Origin of the sequence: Salegentibacter agarivorans, assembly GCF_900113135.1 — a bacterium.
Lineage (GTDB): Bacteria > Bacteroidota > Bacteroidia > Flavobacteriales > Flavobacteriaceae > Salegentibacter > Salegentibacter agarivorans.
The window spans coordinates 22011-41717 of record NZ_FOOH01000015.1 but is presented as its reverse complement, the minus strand read 5'-3'; the positions used below and the strand labels follow the sequence as shown (position 1 = coordinate 41717).

General features: G+C 36.6%; 21 protein-coding genes. 14 read left to right on the top strand and 7 right to left on the bottom strand.

Translation table 11 applies throughout. The features are described 5' to 3' along the window. Window positions 1–5: 5 nt before the first annotated feature. Complete coding sequence (locus BM084_RS11985) at window positions 6–854, bottom strand: SDR family oxidoreductase (RefSeq protein WP_093305007.1); 849 nt, start codon at window positions 852–854, stop codon at window positions 6–8. Between the two features lie 190 nt (window positions 855–1044). On the opposite strand from BM084_RS11985, the gene BM084_RS11980 reads away from it, so the two are divergent. Both BM084_RS11980 and BM084_RS11975 read left to right on the top strand, forming a co-directional pair. After that, window positions 1045–1731, top strand: coding sequence for a glycerophosphodiester phosphodiesterase (locus BM084_RS11980; protein WP_075325699.1), 687 nt, complete (start codon window positions 1045–1047; stop codon window positions 1729–1731). Window positions 1732–1782: 51 nt separating this feature from the next. After that, a complete protein-coding gene (locus tag BM084_RS11975; protein ID WP_093305005.1) occupies window positions 1783–3003 on the top strand; it encodes a BaiN/RdsA family NAD(P)/FAD-dependent oxidoreductase in 1221 nt (406 codons plus the stop codon). Here the strand turns inward: BM084_RS11975 and BM084_RS11970 are convergent. Next, the gene (locus BM084_RS11970; protein WP_093305003.1) at window positions 3000–3476 is read right to left on the bottom strand and encodes a TspO/MBR family protein; all 477 of its coding nucleotides are present in this window, start codon (window positions 3474–3476) and stop codon (window positions 3000–3002) included. The two genes, BM084_RS11975 and BM084_RS11970, sit on opposite strands and share 4 nt — an antisense overlap. 231 nt (window positions 3477–3707) lie before the next feature. Between BM084_RS11970 and mvaD the strand changes: the two genes are divergently transcribed. The 12 genes from mvaD (at window position 3708) to BM084_RS19620 (ending at window position 13007) form a co-directional block, all read left to right on the top strand. Next, the gene (mvaD, locus tag BM084_RS11965; RefSeq protein WP_075325702.1) at window positions 3708–4808 is read left to right on the top strand and encodes a diphosphomevalonate decarboxylase; all 1101 of its coding nucleotides are present in this window, start codon (window positions 3708–3710) and stop codon (window positions 4806–4808) included. Between the two features lie 53 nt (window positions 4809–4861). Beyond that, on the top strand, window positions 4862–5062 hold the full coding sequence (locus tag BM084_RS11960; protein WP_075325703.1) for a hypothetical protein: 201 nt from the start codon (window positions 4862–4864) through the stop codon (window positions 5060–5062). Further along, a complete protein-coding gene (locus BM084_RS11955) occupies window positions 5050–5376 on the top strand; it encodes a hypothetical protein (RefSeq protein WP_093305001.1) in 327 nt (108 codons plus the stop codon). The genes BM084_RS11960 and BM084_RS11955 overlap by 13 nt, the downstream gene beginning before the upstream one ends. Window positions 5377–5410: 34 nt before the next feature. Next, window positions 5411–6349, top strand: coding sequence for a mevalonate kinase family protein (locus BM084_RS11950; RefSeq protein ID WP_075325705.1), 939 nt, complete (start codon window positions 5411–5413; stop codon window positions 6347–6349). 12 nt (window positions 6350–6361) lie between these two features. Next, window positions 6362–7267 carry a geranylgeranylglycerol-phosphate geranylgeranyltransferase gene (locus BM084_RS11945; RefSeq protein WP_075325706.1) on the top strand — a complete coding sequence of 302 codons (906 nt, stop codon included), beginning with the start codon at window positions 6362–6364 and terminating at the stop codon, window positions 7265–7267. 21 nt (window positions 7268–7288) lie between these two features. Next, the gene (locus tag BM084_RS11940) at window positions 7289–7765 is read left to right on the top strand and encodes a nucleoside deaminase (protein ID WP_075325707.1); all 477 of its coding nucleotides are present in this window, start codon (window positions 7289–7291) and stop codon (window positions 7763–7765) included. 95 nt (window positions 7766–7860) lie between these two features. Continuing rightward, on the top strand, window positions 7861–8703 hold the full coding sequence (locus tag BM084_RS11935) for a pseudouridine synthase (RefSeq protein ID WP_075325708.1): 843 nt from the start codon (window positions 7861–7863) through the stop codon (window positions 8701–8703). Window positions 8704–8988: 285 nt separating this feature from the next. Further along, on the top strand, window positions 8989–10392 hold the full coding sequence (locus tag BM084_RS11930) for an arginine decarboxylase (RefSeq protein WP_075325709.1): 1404 nt from the start codon (window positions 8989–8991) through the stop codon (window positions 10390–10392). 46 nt (window positions 10393–10438) lie between these two features. Continuing rightward, window positions 10439–11314 carry an agmatinase gene (gene speB / locus BM084_RS11925; RefSeq protein WP_075325710.1) on the top strand — a complete coding sequence of 292 codons (876 nt, stop codon included), beginning with the start codon at window positions 10439–10441 and terminating at the stop codon, window positions 11312–11314. Then, window positions 11307–12278 (top strand): deoxyhypusine synthase family protein, encoded by a 972-nt coding sequence (locus tag BM084_RS11920; RefSeq protein WP_075325711.1) that lies wholly within the window; start codon window positions 11307–11309, stop codon window positions 12276–12278. The genes speB and BM084_RS11920 overlap by 8 nt, the downstream gene beginning before the upstream one ends. Window positions 12279–12380: 102 nt before the next feature. After that, on the top strand, window positions 12381–12635 hold the full coding sequence (locus BM084_RS19625; RefSeq protein WP_317040669.1) for a lipid-A-disaccharide synthase N-terminal domain-containing protein: 255 nt from the start codon (window positions 12381–12383) through the stop codon (window positions 12633–12635). A gap of 15 nt (window positions 12636–12650) precedes the next feature. Then, window positions 12651–13007: a lipid-A-disaccharide synthase N-terminal domain-containing protein gene (locus tag BM084_RS19620; protein WP_317040668.1), complete on the top strand. Its 357-nt coding sequence runs from the start codon at window positions 12651–12653 to the stop codon at window positions 13005–13007. On the opposite strand, the gene BM084_RS11910 is transcribed toward BM084_RS19620, so the two are convergent. From BM084_RS11910 to BM084_RS11890, 5 genes are all read right to left on the bottom strand, one after another. Next, the gene (locus BM084_RS11910) at window positions 12978–14216 is read right to left on the bottom strand and encodes an MptA/MptB family glycosyltransferase (RefSeq protein ID WP_317040667.1); all 1239 of its coding nucleotides are present in this window, start codon (window positions 14214–14216) and stop codon (window positions 12978–12980) included. The genes BM084_RS19620 and BM084_RS11910 overlap by 30 nt on opposite strands. Before the next feature lie 341 nt (window positions 14217–14557). Beyond that, window positions 14558–16024 (bottom strand): cellulose synthase family protein, encoded by a 1467-nt coding sequence (locus tag BM084_RS11905; RefSeq protein WP_093304997.1) that lies wholly within the window; start codon window positions 16022–16024, stop codon window positions 14558–14560. Next, a complete protein-coding gene (locus tag BM084_RS11900) occupies window positions 16024–16809 on the bottom strand; it encodes a glycosyltransferase family 2 protein (RefSeq protein WP_093304995.1) in 786 nt (261 codons plus the stop codon). The genes BM084_RS11905 and BM084_RS11900 overlap by 1 nt, the downstream gene beginning before the upstream one ends. Then, window positions 16810–18393, bottom strand: a complete 1584-nt coding sequence (locus BM084_RS11895) for a 4Fe-4S binding protein (protein WP_093304993.1) — start codon at window positions 18391–18393, stop codon at window positions 16810–16812. Then, window positions 18390–19682 (bottom strand): NAD(P)/FAD-dependent oxidoreductase, encoded by a 1293-nt coding sequence (locus BM084_RS11890; RefSeq protein ID WP_093304991.1) that lies wholly within the window; start codon window positions 19680–19682, stop codon window positions 18390–18392. Before BM084_RS11890 ends, BM084_RS11895 begins: the two co-directional genes overlap by 4 nt. Between the last annotated feature and the right edge of the window lie 25 nt (window positions 19683–19707).

Sequence of the window (19707 nt, the reverse complement as noted above, 5' to 3'; positions counted from 1 at the left end):
TCAGCTTATCCCCCAATAATTTCACCACCATTTACGTGAATAATTTGTCCGGTGATATAACTGCTATCCTCACTGGCCAGAAATACATAGGCCGGAGCCACTTCACTGGGTTGGCCTGCCCTTCCCATTGGAGTATCCTGGCCAAACTCGGTTACATCATCAAAAGTAGCTGGAATCAACGGTGTCCAGATGGGACCGGGCGCAACACCGTTAACCCTAATTTTCTTAGTTGCAAGCATTTTAGATAATGAACGCGTAAAACTTACAATTGCGCCTTTTGTGCTGCTATAATCCAGTAAATGTTCACTGCCACGATAAGCTGTAACAGACGTGGTATTTATCACTACATCACCTTCCTGAAGTTGGTGTAGCGCTTCTTTTACGATATAGAAATAAGGATAAATGTTGGTTTCAAAAGTTTTATGAATTTGCTCTGTGCTTATATCATCTATATTTTCTTTGGGAAACTGAATCGCGGCATTATTCACCAGGATATTTAATTTACCTAATTCTTTAGAAGTTTCTTGCAAAGCCTTTTTACAGAAGTCTTCTTTCTTTAAATCCCCTTCAATAATGAGGCATTTTTTTCCTTCTTTTTCTACTAACTTTTTGGTCTCCAGGGCATCTTCATTTTCCTCTAAATAGATAATCGCGATGTTTGCCCCTTCACGAGCAAAGTGAACGGCAACGCTTCGTCCAATTCCGCTATCGCCACCGGTTATTAACGCGTTTTTACCTTCTAATTTACCCGAACCTTTATAGTTTTTTCTAATAATTTCCGGTTCCGGATTCAATTTGTATTCTTTTCCGGGTTGCTCCTGCTGCTGGTCAGGAAATTTTTCTGGTTTATTCATATTGATTGGTTTTAGGCTAAATATTTTATAATTAATGCTTTGGCAATTTCGAAATCGGGCGAAGTATAAAGTTAAGAAGCATTGCCTACAATAAAATGTTAAGGATTTATAAGTCTTTCTAAAGAGGTCTTTTAAAAACCTAATAAGGTTAAAAAAACATTCATTTGTGTTAATTGAATACCTTTGTCGAATGAATTTATTAAAGATTGGACATCGGGGCGCCAAAGGTCATTTAGCCGAAAATACGCTGGAGAGTATTCAAAAAGCCCTTGATTTTGGAGTTGATGCCATAGAGATTGATGCACATAGATGTAAAACCGGCGAATTAGTGATAATTCACGATTTTACTTTAGACCGAACTACCAATGGGAGTGGAGAAATCGCAAAAAAATCTTTAGCAGAATTGCAAGCCCTTAAAATTGAAAATAAATTTAGAATTCCATTGCTTACTGAAGTTTTAGATCTTATTGAGGGAAAATGCGCCATAAATATTGAATTGAAAGGATTAAATACCGCAACAGCTACCTCAAAAATTTTAAAGAAATATATTGCTGAAAGAAACTGGAAATATGAAGATTTTATCGTCTCCAGTTTTCAGAAAAACGAGTTATTTCAAATGCGAAAACTCGATGAAAATGTTCCCTTAGGAATTTTGAGTAAAGCAAGTGTGACTGAGGCAATAGAATTGGGAAAACTACTCAATGCTTCAGCAATTCACCCTTCCCTAGGAATTATTACAAGAGATAATGTAAAAGCTTCTCACGAAGCCGGATTTAAAGTAAATGTCTGGACGGTTAACGAACCCGAACATATTGCGCGAATGCAAGAATTTGGTGTTGACGGGATTATTTCAGATTTTCCCGATAGACTATTTTAAGAGAAGCCAGAAAGCTGAAAAACCCGAATTTTTAAACTTTTAAACCTGAAAATGCAGCATTTTGATATCATTATAATTGGCGGCGGGGCAGCCGGATTTTTCACCGCAATAAATGCAGCAGAGATAAACCCCAACTTAAAAATTGCCATTTTAGAACGTGGCAAAGATGTGCTTACCAAGGTAAAAGTTTCAGGTGGGGGGAGATGTAATGTTACCCACGCTGAATTTCTTCCAAAGGAACTTAGCACTAATTATCCTCGTGGCGAAAAAGAATTATTGGGGCCCTTTCACAGCTTTATGACCGGCGATACTATGCAATGGTTTGAAGAAAGAGACATAGCATTAAAGATTGAAGACGACGGAAGAATTTTTCCTGTTTCAGACGATTCCCAGAGTATTATAGACTGCTTTTTACGAGAAACCGATAGATTAAAAATTCAGGTATTAAAAAGTCATGCAGTTCAAACATTTCAGCAAAAAAATGATTTTTGGGAGATAAAGACCAGTAAAGGAGATTTTTCAGCAGGAAAAGTTATGCTGGCTACAGGAAGCAATCCCAAAATGTGGAATTTGTTGAAAAAAATCGGTCATAAAATTATTGAGCCGGTACCTTCCCTTTTTACTTTTAATATTAAAGACGAGCGAATTAAAGACCTACCGGGAATTGCGACTGAAGCGGTAGTAAAAATAAATTCTAAAAAAGTAAATTTAGAAAGTAAAGGGCCGCTTTTAATTACCCATTGGGGAATGAGCGGGCCGGGGATTTTAAAGCTTTCGGCCTGGGGAGCAAGGGATTTAGAAAAGCTAAATTATCAGTTTGAAATTAAGGTAAATTGGCTTCCGGGTTATCCTGCCGAAGAAATTTTAGATCAACTAAAAGAATTAAAAAACAAACTCGCCAAACAGCAGGTTTTAAAAAATGCGCAATTCGATTTACCCAAAAGATTTTGGAGAAATTTAATAGTTGCAGCAGGAATTACAGATGGTACCACCTGGGCAGATTTAAATAAAAATCAGCTGCAAAATTTAAGCGCACAACTTACCGAGGCCTCTTTTAAAGTAAATGGAAAAAGCACGTTTAAAGAAGAATTTGTTACGGCCGGTGGCGTAGATCTTAAAGAAGTCAATTTTAAAACTTTTGAAAGCAAACTTTATAGAAATCTATTTTTTGCAGGAGAAATTTTAAATATAGACGCCATAACCGGAGGATTTAACTTTCAGAATGCCTGGACGGGTGGCTTTCTTGCCGCGCAAGCAATAAGTAAAGATTAGTTGAGTCGCCAAATTTCAAAATTAAGTGCTATCGCAAAAAGCACCCAAACAGCATAGGGAAGAAGCAAATAAGCTGCAGTATTATTTACTACTTTAAACCATTTTATGGTGAAAAGAAGTAGAATAAATAAAGCAATAATATTTAAAAGTGCTAAAAGTGGCTGTTGGAGGCCAAAAAATAGAAGGAACCAGGCGCCGCTTAACAACAACTGAAATCCAAAATGATATAAAGCCGTTTTTACCCATTTATGATAAAAACCTTTACTCCAAACTATCCCAGCGGCAATTCCCATTAAAACATACATTAAAAATAAAATAGGCCTGAATATAGAATCTGGCAAATTAAACCAGGGCTTGTTCAACTCTGGATACCAACCTTCAAATCCCGTTTGGGTAGCAATCACGCCCATAAAACCGAACAGCAAACAAATGCCAATGGCCACCGAACTTCGAAAAAAGAGTTTTTTGGTCATTCCTGGTTGATTTTCAAAGTAAAATTAAAACCGCTCAAGCATTTGTTTCCTGAAATAGATTGTGTAAAAATCACTATTTCAGACGCTAAGCTTGTGAGTTTTCAACTACTAAAATATAAATTTATTTGAACCGGGAAAGAAAATTCCCAAAACATAAAACATATCTTTGCTTCTTAATTTGGGATATTTGGTTTATTAAGCTCCAATATTCATAGTTTTAAAATATTGATTATGCCTGAAAAGGATTTTATTTCCAAGCAAATTTCGAATAATATAGAGAAAGGAGAAGTAACCTGGCAATCTCCCAGCAATATCGCATTGGTAAAATATTGGGGAAAAAAGGAAAACCAGATTCCGGCAAATCCATCGGTGAGTTTTACCTTGAATAATTGCAAAACCACTACCAAACTGGAATTTCAGAAGAAATCAGGAAAATCTGAATCTTTTGATTTTGAACTTTATTTTGAAGGAAAAAAGAAGGAAGATTTTAAACCGAAAATTCAACAATTTTTTGAAAGAATTGAAACTTACTGCCCGTTTTTAAAAGAATATAGCTTTAAGATTTATACCGAAAATTCTTTTCCACATAGTAGCGGAATTGCATCTTCGGCCAGTGGGATGAGTGCTCTCGCGCTTTGCGTAATGAGTTTGGAAAAGGAATTAGAAGCTATACAAACTAATAATGAAGAATATTTTTATAAAAAAGCCTCATTCTTAGCAAGATTGGGTTCAGGAAGCGCCTGCCGTAGTTTGGAAGGAGAATTAATTGAGTGGGGAGAACATAAAGATATCCCGGGAAGCAGTGATCTCTTCGGAATAAAATATCCGTTTGAAGTTAATGAAGTTTTTAAAAGTTTCCAGGATACTATTTTGTTGGTAGACAAAGGCCAAAAACAGGTGAGCAGCAGTGTTGGTCATAATTTAATGCACGGCCATCCATTTGCTGAAAATCGTTTTGCCCAGGCGCATTCAAATTTAGACAAATTGAAAGAGGTTTTTGCTTCCGGAAATTTAGAAAAGTTTATTTCTATTGTAGAAAGTGAGGCGCTTACACTTCACGCGATGATGATGAGTAGCAATCCTTATTTTATTTTGATGAAGCCTAATACATTACAGATTATCAATAAAATCTGGGAGTTTAGGGAAGCTACCGAAACGCCTATTTGTTTCACATTGGACGCAGGTGCTAACGTACATGTGCTTTATCCCGAGGCAAATAAAACAAAAGTTTTAGAATTCATTAAGAATGAGCTTGTTGCCTATTGTGAAAAAGGGCAGTATATTTGCGATGTTGTAGGAAAGGGAGCAGAAAAAGTTGTTTCTATACAATAAGCTAAAAAACAGGGTTTAATAATTATTCGTATTTTTAGCTAAAAGCATTCGCTATGCAAGTAGATTTTAAAAGATTCGAACTGCTGGATTGGTTGAAAGACCTGGAAGATGAAAATGTTCTTAATGAGATTAAGGCTATTAAGGACAGGAATGAGGAATTCGATTTCGATAAGGAATGGGAGAACGGTTTGACTGGCGAAGAATTTAAAGCAGAAATGCGTAAAAGGATTAATGAATATCCGTGGAAAAAGTAATTTTTACCAGATCCACCTTAGAGTATTTTGATAATTATTTGCATCCTCTTTTTAGGCAAGACTATTTTTCTTTTAAAGAAAATGCACAAAATTATGTTGATAAAATTGTTGATTTTGTTACAACGAAAATAGACAGTTTTCCGCATAAAATCACTCCGGAGAACTTACGTTTCTTAGGTACTTATGATATTTTTTATAAACCTAATAAGCGTACAACCTGGTATGTGTTTTTTGAAAAAAAGCAGCAACACTATCTGGTTACCACAATAATGAATAATTATTGTAAAGAAATTGCAAGTTTAAGTGAAGGCTAAAATCAAAGCTTCCATTGAATTAAAACATTAGAATATGAAAGGACCTTTATTTTATTCAAAAATTCTTCTTTTCGGAGAATATGGAATTATCAAAGATTCCAAAGGTTTATCCATTCCTTATAATTTTTATAATGGAGCTTTAAAAGTAGATGAAGATCCTTCTGAAGCAGCTATTGCTTCTAATAAAAGTTTACGCCGTTTTGCCGATTATCTTAACGAACTTCAGAAAAACAATCCAGAGCTTGTGCAATTTGATATAACTGCTTTAAATGCAGATATTGAAAAAGGCATGTATTTTGATTCTACTATTCCGCAAGGGTATGGTGTGGGAAGTAGTGGTGCTTTAGTTGCTGCTATTTACGATAAATACGCAACCGGGAAAATTACTGTTTTAGAAAATCTTACCCGGGAGAAATTATTAAAACTGAAAAAAGTTTTCGGAGAAATGGAATCTTTTTTCCACGGAAAATCTTCAGGTTTAGATCCGCTTAATAGTTATTTAAGTATACCAATTCTTATAAATTCTAAAGATAATATTGAGCCCGCCGGTATTCCATCTCAAACGGAAAATGGCCAGGGTGCGGTATTTTTATTAGACAGCGGGAGCACTGGTGAAACCGGCCCTATGGTTGGGATTTTTATGGAAAATATGAAACAGGAAGGTTTCCGTCAAATGCTTAAAGAGCAATTTGTAAAACATACCGATGCCTGTGTAGACGATTTTCTTAAAGGGGACGTGAAATCCTTATTCAGTAACGTAAAAAGGCTTTCTCACGTTGTGCTGGACAATTTTAAACCAATGATTCCTGCCCAATTTCATAAACTATGGAAACACGGAATTGATACCAACGATTACTACCTGAAACTTTGTGGTTCTGGTGGTGGTGGCTATATTTTAGGTTTTACTGAAGATATTGAAAAAGCCAGAAAAGCTCTTAAAGATTACAAATTAGAAGTGGTTTATAACTTCTAAATTTCACCCTTCATGGCGTCCTCTTCTAATAAGCGCTTATTGCTGAAAATGCTTAGTTTGTTTTCGGTGGTTCGTGGTTATAATATCCTTGTGCTCATCGTAGCACAATATCTTACTTCGGCATTTATTTTAGCGCCAGAGCTGCCTTTACGTGAAATTCTTTTTGACGATAATTTATTTTTTCTCATCCTTTCTTCAGCAACGGTAATCGCTTCCGGATATATTATCAATAATTTCTACGATAGCGAAAAAGACCTTATTAACAGGCCTAAAAAAACAATGTTAGACCGGTTTGTAAGTCAGCGTACAAAACTTTCAGGCTATTTCATACTTAATTTGCTTGCTATTTTCTTCGCGAGTTATGTTTCGTTTAGAGCGGTAGTTTTCTTTTCAATCTACATTTTTGCGATTTGGTTGTATTCCCATCGTTTAAAGCGAATATTGTTCCTGGGGAATCTTGTTGCTTCCATTTTAACCATTACACCATTTTTTGTGGTGTTTGTGTACTATAAGAATTTTGAAACTGTAATTTTTATCCACGCGACTTTCCTTTATTTAATGATTGTGATGCGTGAATTAGTGAAAGATTTGGAAAATATGAAAGGCGATTTAATTCAAAATTACCAGACCATCCCGGTAGTTTATGGTGAACGACTTAGTAAGCTATTTCTTTCAGTCTTATGTGTTTTGGCTATTGTTCCCATTTTGCTTTTAATCACGCGGTATGATACTGGCTATATGAATTACTATTTCTATGTATCGCTGCTGTTACTCGTGTTTTTCCTGTTGTTTCTTTATTTCAGCAAGGCAAAATGGCAATATTTATTGCTCCATAATATTCTTAAATTAATAATTGTAGTAGGTGTTTTCAGCATTCTGCTTATAGATATTCAAGAAGTGCTCAACAGAGTATTCTAATCATTTTATTCAAAAATTTATATGAAAAAAGATCATAGCTATTTTCTGAAAAGAGCTATTCAATTAGCCGAAGAAGGAATGGATAAAGGCCAGGGCGGTCCTTTTGGAGCCGTAATTGTAAAAGATGGCGAAATTATAGCTGAAGCTAACAATAAAGTTACAGCCAGTAACGATCCTACAGCACATGCAGAAGTCGTTGCGATTAGAAAAGCCTGTGAAAAATTGCAGGATTTTCAATTAGAAAATTGTATTTTATATACTTCCTGCGAGCCTTGCCCCATGTGTTTGGGAGCAATCTACTGGGCGCGCCCTAAAAAAGTTTATTACGCGCTAACCAGGGAAGATGCAGCTAAAATAGGTTTTGACGACCAGTTTATTTACGATGAAATTGCACTGAAAATGGACGATCGTAAAATTCCTTTTGAAAATTTAATGCGAGAAGAAGGACTTCCGATTTTTCAAAAATGGGAGGCTAAGGGCGATCGGGTAGATTATTAATCTGCTGGTTTTTAATCAAAATATGGTGTAAAATCTTTAGGCGAAATAGAATGCCACTATAAATCAATAGAGTACCTTTGCAAAAAATTAGCGATATGAGTAGAAACGATAAATCTAAAGGTGGAAAAGTTAGCGGAAGACAGGGTGGTGGAAACTCTAAAAAGTCTATGGCCCGCGGCAATGCGCCTATAAAAAAGCAGCAGTCCGCTCCTAAAACCCCTTCCAAAACCGATGGAATTCGTTTAAATAAATATATTGCAAACGCCGGAATTTGTTCCCGCCGTGATGCCGATATCTTTATTTCTGCCGGAAATGTAACCGTTAATGGAAAAGTGGTGACCGAAATGGGCTTTAAGGTAGCCCCAACCGATGAGGTGAAGTTTGATGGAAGAAGCGTGAATCCAGATAAGCCTGAATATTTTGTGCTTAATAAGCCAAAAGGAGTGTATGTTACCGGCAGTACCGAAAAAGGAGGGAAAACCGTAATGGATATTATGGCTAAAGCTACCAAAGCAAAGCTTGATCCTGTAGGGAAATTAGATACCCAGGCCATGGGATTATTGGTTTTTACTAACGATGGTACTCTAGCTAAAAGACTTGGTAAGCCAAGAAATGGAATTAGACAAATTTACCAGGTAAATCTAACCAAACCACTTTCTGTAGAACACTTAGAGAAAATTAGGAACGGTGTGATCCTGGAAGACGGGAAAGTAAACATTCAGGATATTAGTTATATTGCTGAGAGACCAAAGAACGAAGTTGGGATAGAAACCAACAGTACAAAAAACCATATTATTCAACGACTTTTTAAAAGTCAGGGTTATGAAGTAGAAAAACTGGATCGTGTAGTTTTTGGCGGACTAACAAAAAAAGACCTACCAAGAGGCCGATTTAGAAGGCTTACAGATCAGGAAGTTATAAATTTAGGAATGCTTTAAAAAAAGTGATTCCGTATTAAGTTTTTTAATATTTTTGAACCGGATTAGGATTTTCCTTTTCCGGTTTTTTATTTAAAAACTTTAATGCATACAATTAATTGACAGGATTTTATAACCTAAACAAATGTGAGCGCTCTCCGCTCTTTAATTTTATTTTTTCTGAAACCCTTTCAGGCTTCAAATCAATTAATTCAACTCACTTTCTTAACATTAATTTACCAGTCGTTTCTTTTGATGCGAAAAATTAATGTCTAAATTTTTACCTTTAATATATAAACCAATCAATTGAATACGAAATACAGCGATTTAATAGACCAGACTTATTATTTTCCACAGGAAGAATTCACTTTGGAAGGCACCGAATTAAAATTCCATAACATAGATTTAATGGAGCTTGTAAAGGAATATGGTGCTCCATTAAAATTCACTTATTTGCCCAAAATTTCAGAAAATATTGGTCGGGCCAAAAAGTGGTTTGCAGATGCTATGGCAAAACACGATTATAAAGGAAGTTATAATTATTGTTATTGTACCAAGAGTTCACATTTTCAGCACGTATTAAACGAAGCTTTAAAAAACGATATTCATATTGAAACCTCTTCGGCTTTTGATATTAATATTGTGGAGCAGCTTAAAAAATCTGGTAAAATTACCAATGATACTTACGTGCTGTGTAATGGGTTTAAGCGCGATCAATACGTAGAAAATATTTCCAGACTGTTAAATGATGGTCATAAGAACTGTATTCCAATTATCGATAATTACGAAGAAATAGACCTTTTGGCTGAAAAGATTAACGGTAAATTTCCTATCGGAATCAGGATTGCTTCAGAAGAAGAGCCAAAATTTGAGTTCTATACTTCCAGGTTGGGAATAGGTTATAAGAATATTGTACCTTTTTATAATAAGCAAATAAAGGAAAACGACCAGGTTTCTCTAAAAATGCTCCATTTCTTTATTAATACGGGTATTCGTGATACAGCCTATTATTGGAACGAATTACAGAAATGTTTACGCGTTTATGTAAACCTGAAAAAAGTTTGTCCAGAGCTGGACAGCCTAAATATTGGTGGAGGGTTCCCGGTAAAAAATTCACTTCACTTTGAGTACGATTACGCCTATATGGTAGACGAGATTATTAATCAAATCAAATTATATTGCGAGGAAGCTGAAGTTGATGTCCCTAATATTTTTACCGAATTTGGAAGTTTTACCGTAGGAGAAAGCGGTGGTGCTATTTACGAGATTTTGTATCAAAAACAACAAAACGATCGTGAGAAATGGAATATGATCAATTCTTCATTTATCACTACTCTACCAGATACCTGGGCCATAAGCAAAAAGTTTGTGATGTTGCCGGTAAACCGTTGGAATGATGAATATGAACGTGTTTTACTTGGAGGATTAACTTGCGACAGTGACGATTATTATAATTCAGAGCAGAACGTAAACGCCATTTATCTTCCTAAGTATAAAAAGGAAAAACCACTTTATATCGGCTTTTTTAATACCGGGGCTTACCAGGAAACTATTGGAGGTCACGGTGGTTTGCACCACTGTTTAATTCCGCAGCCAAAACATCTTCTTATCGATAAAGACCAAGATGGAAATATAAAAACCAGTTTATTTAGCCCTGAACAAAATGCCGAGGATATGCTTAAAATTCTGGGTTATAATGGAAGCAATTAATTTTTTATAAATTTATATAACCAACAACAACCAATTTAGCATTACAATGAGTAAAAAGAATTACGCCGGAATACCAGATAAATACTCGCGAATAGACGACGCGAAAGTGGTATTAATACCGGTGCCGTACGATGGAACCAGTAGCTGGCAAAAAGGAGCAGATAAGGGCCCTGACGCATTTTTAGAAGCTTCAGAGAATATGGAACTTTATGATATTGAAACAAAATCTGAAGTCTATAAAAAAGGAATTTATCTGGCACCTGCAGTAACCGAAGATTCTTCACCCGAGAAAATGGTAGATACCGTATATAAAACGGTAAAAAACTACATAAAGCAGGAGAAGTTTGTTACTATTTTTGGAGGAGAACATTCAGTGTCTATTGGGACTATTAGAGCTTTTAATGAAAGTTTTGAAGATCTTACCGTGGTGCAATTAGATGCTCATGCCGATCTTAGACCAGAATATGAAGGTTCTACTTGTAATCACGCCTGCGCATTGCACGAGGCTAGTAAAAAGACAAATTTATTGCAGGTTGGAATTCGTTCTATGGATGTTTCTGAAGTAGAACATATGGATGAAAACCAGGTGTATTTTGCTCACGATCTTTATGAAGACTGGCAGGATGATGCTATTGGACAAATGACGCCAAATGTATTTATCACTATAGATTTAGATGCATTTGATCCTTCTATTTTACCCTCTACCGGCACGCCGGAGCCAGGAGGCCTTTTCTGGTACGAGACGCTGGAATTCCTAAAAATGATGTTTAAAAAGAAAAATGTTGTAGGTTTTGACATTGTAGAACTTTGCCCAAATGAGAATGAAAAATCATCAGATTTTCTTGCGGCCAAGTTGTATTACAAAATGCTGAGCTACAAATTCAAATACCAAAATTATAACGAAGAAGACGAAGATGAGTAAAGGAGCGATTTCCCAATTTATAGAAAAATATTATTTACATTTTAATTCCGCAGCACTTGTAGATGCTGCAAAAGATTACGAAAAGCAACTTGAAGGCGGCTCAAAAATGTTGGTTTCCCTTGCAGGAGCTATGAGTACTGCTGAATTAGGTAAGATTTTTGCCGAAATGATTCGGAAAGATAAGGTGCATATTGTTTCCTGTACCGGTGCAAACCTTGAAGAAGATGTAATGAATTTGGTGGCTCATTCTCATTATAAAAGAGTACCACATTATCGTGATTTAACCGCTCAGGATGAATGGGATTTACTTGAAAAAGGGCTTAACCGGGTAACCGATACCTGTATTCCGGAAGAAGAAGCTTTTAGAAGAATTCAGAAGCATATTGTAAAGATTTGGAAAGATGCTGAGGCTAGTGGCGAACGTTATTTTCCGCATGAATTTCTGTATAAGTTATTACTTTCGGGGGTTTTGGAAGAGCATTACGAAATAGATCTTAAAGATTCATGGATGTATGCCGCAGCCGAAAAGAATTTACCAATGGTTGTTCCCGGTTGGGAAGATAGTACGCTTGGTAATATTTTTGCTTCCTATGTGCTAAAAGGTGAATTAAAAGCCAGCACCATGAAGTCGGGAATTGAGTATATGACTTTTCTTGCCGATTGGTACACCAACAATTCTAAAGAGGGAATTGGTTTCTTCCAAATTGGTGGTGGTATTGCGGGCGATTTCCCAATTTGCGTGGTGCCAATGTTGTACCAGGATATGGAAAGAACCGATACTCCTTTTTGGAGCTATTTCTGCCAGATTTCAGATTCAACTACCAGTTACGGTTCTTATTCGGGAGCGGTTCCTAACGAGAAAATTACCTGGGGAAAACTAGATATAAACACTCCAAAACATATTATAGAAAGTGATGCAACCATTGTTGCGCCCTTAATCTTTGCTTATTTGTTAGATATGTAATTAACAAATTATTATTAGACTTTAAAGCTGTTCAGAAATGCATTTAATGTATTATTGAACAGCTTTTTTTGTGCCATTTTTTAGTTAAGTTGAGATGAAGATATGAGTAGTAGTTGGATAGTATATGCCATTGGTTTTTTAGCCCAGCTTTTATTTTCTGCAAGATTAATAATGCAGTGGATAAAATCAGAGAAAAACAAAAAAATTGAAACACCAACGCTATTTTGGAAGCTGAGCCTGCAGGGTGCTGTTTTACTTTTTATCTACGGGTATCTTCGAGACGATATGGCTATTATGCTAGGACAATTCCTGGTGTATGGCGGTTATTTTAGAAACCTTCAGTTACAGGGTAAATGAGGAGAATCTGGCATAATGTTCAAGGTTTATGTCATTGTTTTGCCAATTCTAATCGCATTATATATCGGCTTATTTGGGCAGTTAGACTGGGAAGATCTTATTAAAGGCGACAATATTTCTATATGGCTTATTGCTCTTGGAATTGTGGGGCAACTTATTTATACTGCGCGTTTTATTTATCAATGGATTCATGCCGAAAGAAACCAGGAGTCAGATTTACCGCTTAAATTCTGGATTATAAGCCTCGTGGGATCAATTCTTATTTTTACTTACGGCATTTTTCGGGATGACCCGGTTTTAATTGCCGCCCACTTTTTTGGGGGAATTGTTTATATTAGGAATTTATTTATAATACGGAAGTCTGGTGAGTAATTTCGGTTTAAAAATTTCTATTAGGAAGATTCCTATAACAAGAATATATTCAACCGCAATTAACCAGTAATTTTCCTGGAATCCGTTAATGGTATAAGCCGAATAACTTAGCATTACCAAAAACGACCATACCAGTGCAAACCTGAATTTGGTAAAAACCGAAAGCAAAAGTGGGGTGGCAATATACCAGGGATGTACGGTTGTTGAAAGAAAAAAGTAAACCGAGACTCCCAGCAGCATAGTGCCAATTAGCTTTTGGGTTGAATTATTTCTTCTGAAAAAGGCCAGTCCTGCTAGAATTAAAATTACAATTAGAGGTAGGATTTTCCCGGCTGTGCCAATAATATTGTAGCCTTTTAGCTGAAATCCAATCCATCTAATTATATAATAAATACCCGCATTAAACTCGAATTTCTGAAACCATAGCGCAATACTTGCTGAAAAATTGGAGATAAATTTCGAAGAAAGAAAAGGTAGAAAACTAATTAAAATAGTGGTTCCCGCAATTAGATAATATATCAATAACTGCTGAGAATTTAGCTCCCTAACTTGTCTTATTTTGTTTCTAATCAGTGCATTGTCGGGTAGGTTTTTAAAGTTTCTTTTCTTTAAGAAATAATTCCATAAAAGCGGTAAGAACAATAGTGGCAACAATTTTACCGAAACTGATATTCCAAGTAGTACCGCACTCCAAATCCATTTTTTCTGATGTAATAAATAAATAGACCAGGTTAAGAAGAACAGCATTGCGCCTTCAAAATGAAGATTTCCGGTGAGTTCTATGATTATAAAAGGATTCAAAATAAACCAGAAGACCTTGTGAGTGGGTAGTTTTAATTTCAGCAGTAATTTTCGGCCGAAATATAGCGTGCCCAGATCGGCTAAAATGAGAAAAAATCGCATCGTGATCACAGAACCCAAAATACTCTTTCCTCCTAAAAATGCTGAAATTGCAAACAGCAGTTGATTTACCGGCGGATAACTGGTGTAGTTTCCCGCACTTAAACTTCCCATTCCCTGTATTAGTTTTTGCTGTGTGAATTCGAGAGAAGTTGAAATCTCTTTTAAATCATTCGGCACCGATAAATAAGGATTTATTCCGTCCAGAATCAATTTTCCATCCCAGATAAAACGGTAAAAATCTTGCGAAAGGTTTGGCGTGGCCACAATAAAAACGAGTCGGAATAAAACTGCAATTCCAGCTAACAACCAGAAATTGTTTTTTTCTAATTGAAGAAGCTTAAAACTGATAAAAAATAAACCGGTATAAAGACTGATCAGTTTTGTGAAATCAGTGCGGTTTAGATCGTAAGCGAAAGACCAATAAAAAGCAATTCCTGTTAAGATTAGGAGAAAGGAAAACTTATGATTTTTAAGGAAATCTAACACAATTTTTGATTGAAACCTCACAGGTTTTTAAAACCTGTGAGGTCTATTTGTATCCATATATATACTTCGTCATCCTGAATTCGTTTCAGGATCTAACATGAACTGATCCACTTCTTAGACCCTGAAATAAATTCAGGGTGACGACGGTAACAAGCCTGAATTTAAACCCTAACCGATCTAAAAACAACAAACCCAAAGCCTATAAACAGCATCAAGTGGAAAATGGCGAGGCTAAAATCGTTCAGCATAAAAGCGCTATAGAGTCCGAAACCAAAATACAGCCATAAAGCAAATTCAACCCCAATGCTTAAGGAAAATTTCTGCTGAATATAAATATTCTTTTTCCAGGAATCGTTTAGGGAACTTACATTGAATTTTGGAGTTCTAATAAAAGCCGATTTTTTCCCCAGATGACCTTCCAAAACCGCCAGGGAATTATGAACCGAAAATCCCATCGCTACCGAAAAGAAAGTAAAAAACATGCCTATAAACTTCAAAAAGCTTTTAAAGCTTTTTCCGTGAATCTTCACATAAGCCGCGTAATAACAAAGAAAGAAAATCACGGTACTTACTAAAAAGAAAGCCACCAAATTAAAATACCAGCCAAACTGCGGATTGTTGTTTTTAATAAATAATACCGGAATACTTAAAACCGCCAACACCAGGATGATTAAAAACATACTGGAATTTAGAAGATGGAAGAATGCGTGAAACTTAGTGCCAAAAGGTACCGATTTGTCTTTAAGTAACTTCTTGAAGTTTTTTTTAAAATTCTCTGCAGCACCTTTATTCCAGCGAAATTGTTGCGAACGCGCCGCGCTTATCGCCACTGGCAATTCGGCTGGAGTTTCCACATCTTCCAGGTACTTAAATTTCCAGTTCTTAAGCTGTGCGCGGTAACTTAAGTCAAGGTCTTCGGTTAAGGTGTCTCCGCTCCAATTTCCCGCGTCTAAAATGCATTCCTTCCTCCATATTCCTGCTGTCCCGTTAAAGTTGATAAAATGCCGTCCAAAATTCCTTCCGGTTTGTTCCAGGATAAAATGAAAATCTAAAGCAAAAGCCTGAATTTTTGTGAGCAAGGAATAGTCCCGATTAATATGTCCCCACCGAGTTTGCACCACCCCAATTTCAGGATCTTTGAAATATGGCACTGTTTGTAGCAACCAATCTTTTTTAGGCATAAAATCGGAATCAAAAATCGCGATAAATTCTCCTTTTGCGATTTTTAAACCTTCTTTTAAAGCACCGGCTTTAAATCCGCTTCGGTCTTTTCGGGTAATATGTTGGATGTCGAGTCCGGTTGTTTGAAGTTGCTCTACCAGGGTTTTAATTTTCTCAACTGATTCATCGGTGGAATCGTCTAAAACCTGGATCTCTAATTTTTCACGAGGATAATCAATTTTCGCAATATTTTTCAGCAAACGTTCCACTACATAAAGTTCGTTGTAGAGTGGGAGCTGGATAGTGACGAAAGGTGTTTCCGCAGGATTTTTTAAATCAAATTTTTCCGAAGCATCTATCTGTTTTTTGGCTTTCAGGTAATTCAATAACAAATGCAACTGCGAGATACTATAGAAGAAAATAAGCAGCAGGGCAAGCGTGTATATAATGATAATGGCTAAATCCATTACTTAAAACTATATTTAAAGATCCAACCCAGGATTTTTACTCCTGCAAAGATAGAACCTTTCAAAGTTCCCGAAACTTTAGAAGTGCCAATCCTGTTTTTGTAATGTACGGGAACTTCAGTGTAAGAAAATCCTTTTTTTAAGGCTTTTAATTGCATTTCTACCGTCCAGCCGTAAGTTTTGTCCTGCATTTCAAGTTGAAGCAACTTATTGTATTTGATGGCTCTAAAAGGACCCAGATCGGTAAAGTGGGCATTGAAAAATAATTTCATTAGCGAAGTGGCCAGCCAGTTTCCAAATATCTGCGGAAAGGTCATTGAACCTTTTTCCCGCCATCTTCTTACCCTGGAGCCAATAACAACGTCTTTATTTTCCTTAATAATTGGGGCCACAATTTTAGTTAATTCGCCCGGGAAATCGCTGTAATCGCCATCGAGGAAAACAATAATATCGGGTTGGTTTTCTTGTTTTGAAATATAATCCATTCCCTTTAAACAGGCATAGCCGTAACCTTTTTGCTTCTCCTGTAGTACCGTGGCACCGGCGTTTTTAGCATTTTCTTCGGTAGCATCAGTAGAATTGTTGCTTACTACAATTATTTCCTGAACAATTTCAGGAATTTCTGCAATGACTTTAGCTATGGACTCTTCTTCGTTATAAGCCGGAATAATAACCTTAATCCCTACAGAGGTTTTTATATCATGAAATTTTTTATCATTAGCAGAATATTTTTCTGAATCATTGGTCGGGGTTTTACTCTCTGATTCCTGATTTTTTTGCGGCATTTACTTCGATTTCTGGTTTACTAAATCCATTAGATCTACATCATTTCCCAACAGCACTTCTTCAGAATTTATGCGTCCGCCCATATCGTCATTTTCAAGTTTTAAAACGCCTCTTGGGCAAACTGCCGAGCAAATTCCGCAGCCAACACAACTGGAGCGCACGATATTTTCTCCTTTTTGAGCATAAGCGCGAACATCAATTCCCATTTCGCAATAGGTAGAGCAATTTCCGCAGGAAATGCACTGTCCGCCATTGGTAGTAATTCTAAACCTTGAAAAAAGACGTTGCTGCATTCCTAAAATCGCCGCCATTGGGCAACCGTAACGGCACCAAACTCGGCTTCCAAAAATTGGATAAAAACCTACGCCAATAACTCCTGAAAATGCGGCGCCAATTAAGAAACCGTACCATTCCCTAAGTTGATAACCGCCGAAGAAAAAGATATTCCCATTTCCGCTGAAATAATTGATACTGATAATTGATAAAATCACTACTAAATAACCAATCGCACCATATTTAGCATCTTTCGCCAATTCTTTACGCTTAAAAATCATAATTACGGCAAAAAGGAAGGTGAGAAATCCGGCCGCACCCCAAAGAAAAACATCTTTGGTAAGCCAGAAATCATTGGCACTGTCGCCTAAAAATGAGTATAAAACCGCGATGGTCATTACGGTAACAAAAACCAAAACGCTATGAATTACCCAGCGTTCAATTTTCCACGCATATTGTGATTTATTCGAAAGCTGGCGGTAAGGATCGCCGGCGGTCTCCGCGAGGCCGCCACAGCCACAAACCCAGCTGCAATACCAACGTTTACCGTATTTATAAGTTAAAATTGGAGTGATTACAAAAATGGAAATCAAACCAAAAGCTAGCATAATAACTCCAATATTGCCTGCCGAAAGGAATTCGTTGATCTTATAATCGGTAAACAAATCGTAGTTAAGCGGCCATATATTGGCAGGATTATAGTAAGGTTGGTTTAGGCGAATTAAAATTTCGGGAAGTATAAACGCGAAACCCAACTGAAAGAACATCACCGAAAAAGTGCGAATTACCTCGTAGCGATTATTGCGATATTTGAGAATAAATTTATAGCCGAAAATAAGGATTGCCAGCGTGTAAAGCGTACCGTAAACAAACCATTGACTGGCAGGATTTCCGCTAATGAATTGACTTAATGGATCAAAAAGTGAGATGATACCGGTATTGGCTCCGTCAGCATTTAATCCTAAATATTGTGGATACCAATACAAAACCACATAAAAAAGGGTAAGGCAAATGCCAAGGATCCAGGCCCAAAAACCGCGACCGCTAAGCGATTTAAACCAAACTCCGTCGTTTTTTATGCCTTCGTGTTTTCCTAAATAGAGATCGTTGGCAAAAATTATGGTACCGGCTGCGATAAGCCCTAAAGATAAAGTTAAGAATAAAGTTTTATTGGGAAAATTCACGTTCGCAACTGCAAGCACTAAGATAAAAAGGCCAACTAAACCTATGCCACTGGCTAGTCTTTGCGTAGTAGAAAGTTTTGCCGGTGCTTCTGCCGTGAGAGACATGTTATGTTCTATTTTGCTCATGCTTTCTGTAGATTCTCTTTAAAACTTTTAAAAATGTCTTTCTCGTAATGAGTATAAAATTCGGGATCGAAATTAGCTTGTTTTAGATTAGCCAAAACGTGATCTATTTTTCGATTTTCGCTCAACCATTGATCGAAAACTGAATGACGCATCCTAATTCCGAAGGTGTTTATTCCAAGGAATTTATTGGAATTTGCATCAAAGGCGATCGTAATAGCTTTGGTATTATCTTTATGCTGCCAGTGAAAATGCATTTCGTTATCGCCCGGTTTTGCTGAAACATTGCCGTAAGTTTGATATTCAATATCAAAGAATTTAGCCGAATTAAACCAGTTTCCGGGTTTGTAGGGTATTTCATTGCCTGTTAATGTTAAGGTTTGTGCCAGGGTTTCACCCATCATACGGCCGGCATACCAAACTGCTTCAATGGGTTTGCGATGAGATAAAGGCTGCTTTAATTGTGAACAATCGCCAATAGCGTAAACATCTTTGATATTGGTTTGTAGAAATTCATCTACCAAAATTCCTTTATCGGTTTCTAAAGCTGAATGTTTAAGAAAATCTATATTGGGTTTAACGCCGGTGCAAAGTCCCACTAATTGGCATTCAATTTCTTCTCCGGAATTTGTTATTATAGATTTAACTCTTCCATTTTCATTAGCAACAATCTTATCCAGTTCTGTTTTCTCTCTAAGGTCTACACCGTGAGATTTAATATGTTCCGAGATCATTTTAGCATCCTGGATTGGTAATACATTATGCCAAAAAGCTTCTTCCCGAATCAGGAAAGTGACTTCAATATTTCGGGTTTTGAGCATCTCGGCGAGTTCCACGCCAATAAGTCCGCCGCCAATTATTACCGCTTTTTTACAGTTTTTGGTGTTTTTCTCCAGCAGCTCCAGATCCTGTTTAGAAACCAAGCCCTGCACACCCTCTAAATCCTGTCCTTCCCAACCAAATTTATTATAAACTGAACCCGTTGCCAAAACCAGCTTATCGTATTTCATTGTTTCATCCGAAGAAAAATGCAATGTTTTTTCTTCAAAATATATGGTCTCAACCCAGGCTTTTTTTAGTTCAATTCTATTTTTCTCCCAAAACCAGTCTTCATAAGGTTTTAGGTGATTCCATTTCATATGCCCCATATACACATACATCAATGCGGTACGGGAAAAGAAATAATCGCTTTCCGCAGAAATTACGGTAATTTTCGCATCGGAATTTTTCCTGATATGCCGCGCACAGGTAATTCCTGCAATCCCATTTCCTATAATAACAATATGTTCCATACGTGCTCGATAATCGAGATTTAAA

Bases quoted from the DNA above. Each gene is read 5' to 3' on its own strand.
- BM084_RS11985 (WP_093305007.1), bottom strand. From the start codon at position 854: ATGAATAAACCAGAAAAATTTCCTGACCAGCAGCAGGAGCAACCCGGA.
- BM084_RS11980 (WP_075325699.1), top strand. From the start codon at position 1,045: ATGAATTTATTAAAGATTGGACATCGGGGCGCCAAAGGTCATTTAGCC.
- BM084_RS11975 (WP_093305005.1), top strand. From the start codon at position 1,783: ATGCAGCATTTTGATATCATTATAATTGGCGGCGGGGCAGCCGGATTT.
- BM084_RS11970 (WP_093305003.1), bottom strand. From the start codon at position 3,476: ATGACCAAAAAACTCTTTTTTCGAAGTTCGGTGGCCATTGGCATTTGT.
- mvaD (WP_075325702.1), top strand. From the start codon at position 3,708: ATGCCTGAAAAGGATTTTATTTCCAAGCAAATTTCGAATAATATAGAG.
- BM084_RS11960 (WP_075325703.1), top strand. From the start codon at position 4,862: ATGCAAGTAGATTTTAAAAGATTCGAACTGCTGGATTGGTTGAAAGAC.
- BM084_RS11950 (WP_075325705.1), top strand. From the start codon at position 5,411: ATGAAAGGACCTTTATTTTATTCAAAAATTCTTCTTTTCGGAGAATAT.
- BM084_RS11945 (WP_075325706.1), top strand. From the start codon at position 6,362: ATGGCGTCCTCTTCTAATAAGCGCTTATTGCTGAAAATGCTTAGTTTG.
- BM084_RS11940 (WP_075325707.1), top strand. From the start codon at position 7,289: ATGAAAAAAGATCATAGCTATTTTCTGAAAAGAGCTATTCAATTAGCC.
- BM084_RS11935 (WP_075325708.1), top strand. From the start codon at position 7,861: ATGAGTAGAAACGATAAATCTAAAGGTGGAAAAGTTAGCGGAAGACAG.
- speB (WP_075325710.1), top strand. From the start codon at position 10,439: ATGAGTAAAAAGAATTACGCCGGAATACCAGATAAATACTCGCGAATA.
- BM084_RS11920 (WP_075325711.1), top strand. From the start codon at position 11,307: ATGAGTAAAGGAGCGATTTCCCAATTTATAGAAAAATATTATTTACAT.
- BM084_RS19625 (WP_317040669.1), top strand. From the start codon at position 12,381: ATGAGTAGTAGTTGGATAGTATATGCCATTGGTTTTTTAGCCCAGCTT.
- BM084_RS19620 (WP_317040668.1), top strand. From the start codon at position 12,651: ATGTTCAAGGTTTATGTCATTGTTTTGCCAATTCTAATCGCATTATAT.
- BM084_RS11905 (WP_093304997.1), bottom strand. From the start codon at position 16,024: ATGGATTTAGCCATTATCATTATATACACGCTTGCCCTGCTGCTTATT.
- BM084_RS11900 (WP_093304995.1), bottom strand. From the start codon at position 16,809: ATGCCGCAAAAAAATCAGGAATCAGAGAGTAAAACCCCGACCAATGAT.
- BM084_RS11895 (WP_093304993.1), bottom strand. From the start codon at position 18,393: ATGAGCAAAATAGAACATAACATGTCTCTCACGGCAGAAGCACCGGCA.
- BM084_RS11890 (WP_093304991.1), bottom strand. From the start codon at position 19,682: ATGGAACATATTGTTATTATAGGAAATGGGATTGCAGGAATTACCTGT.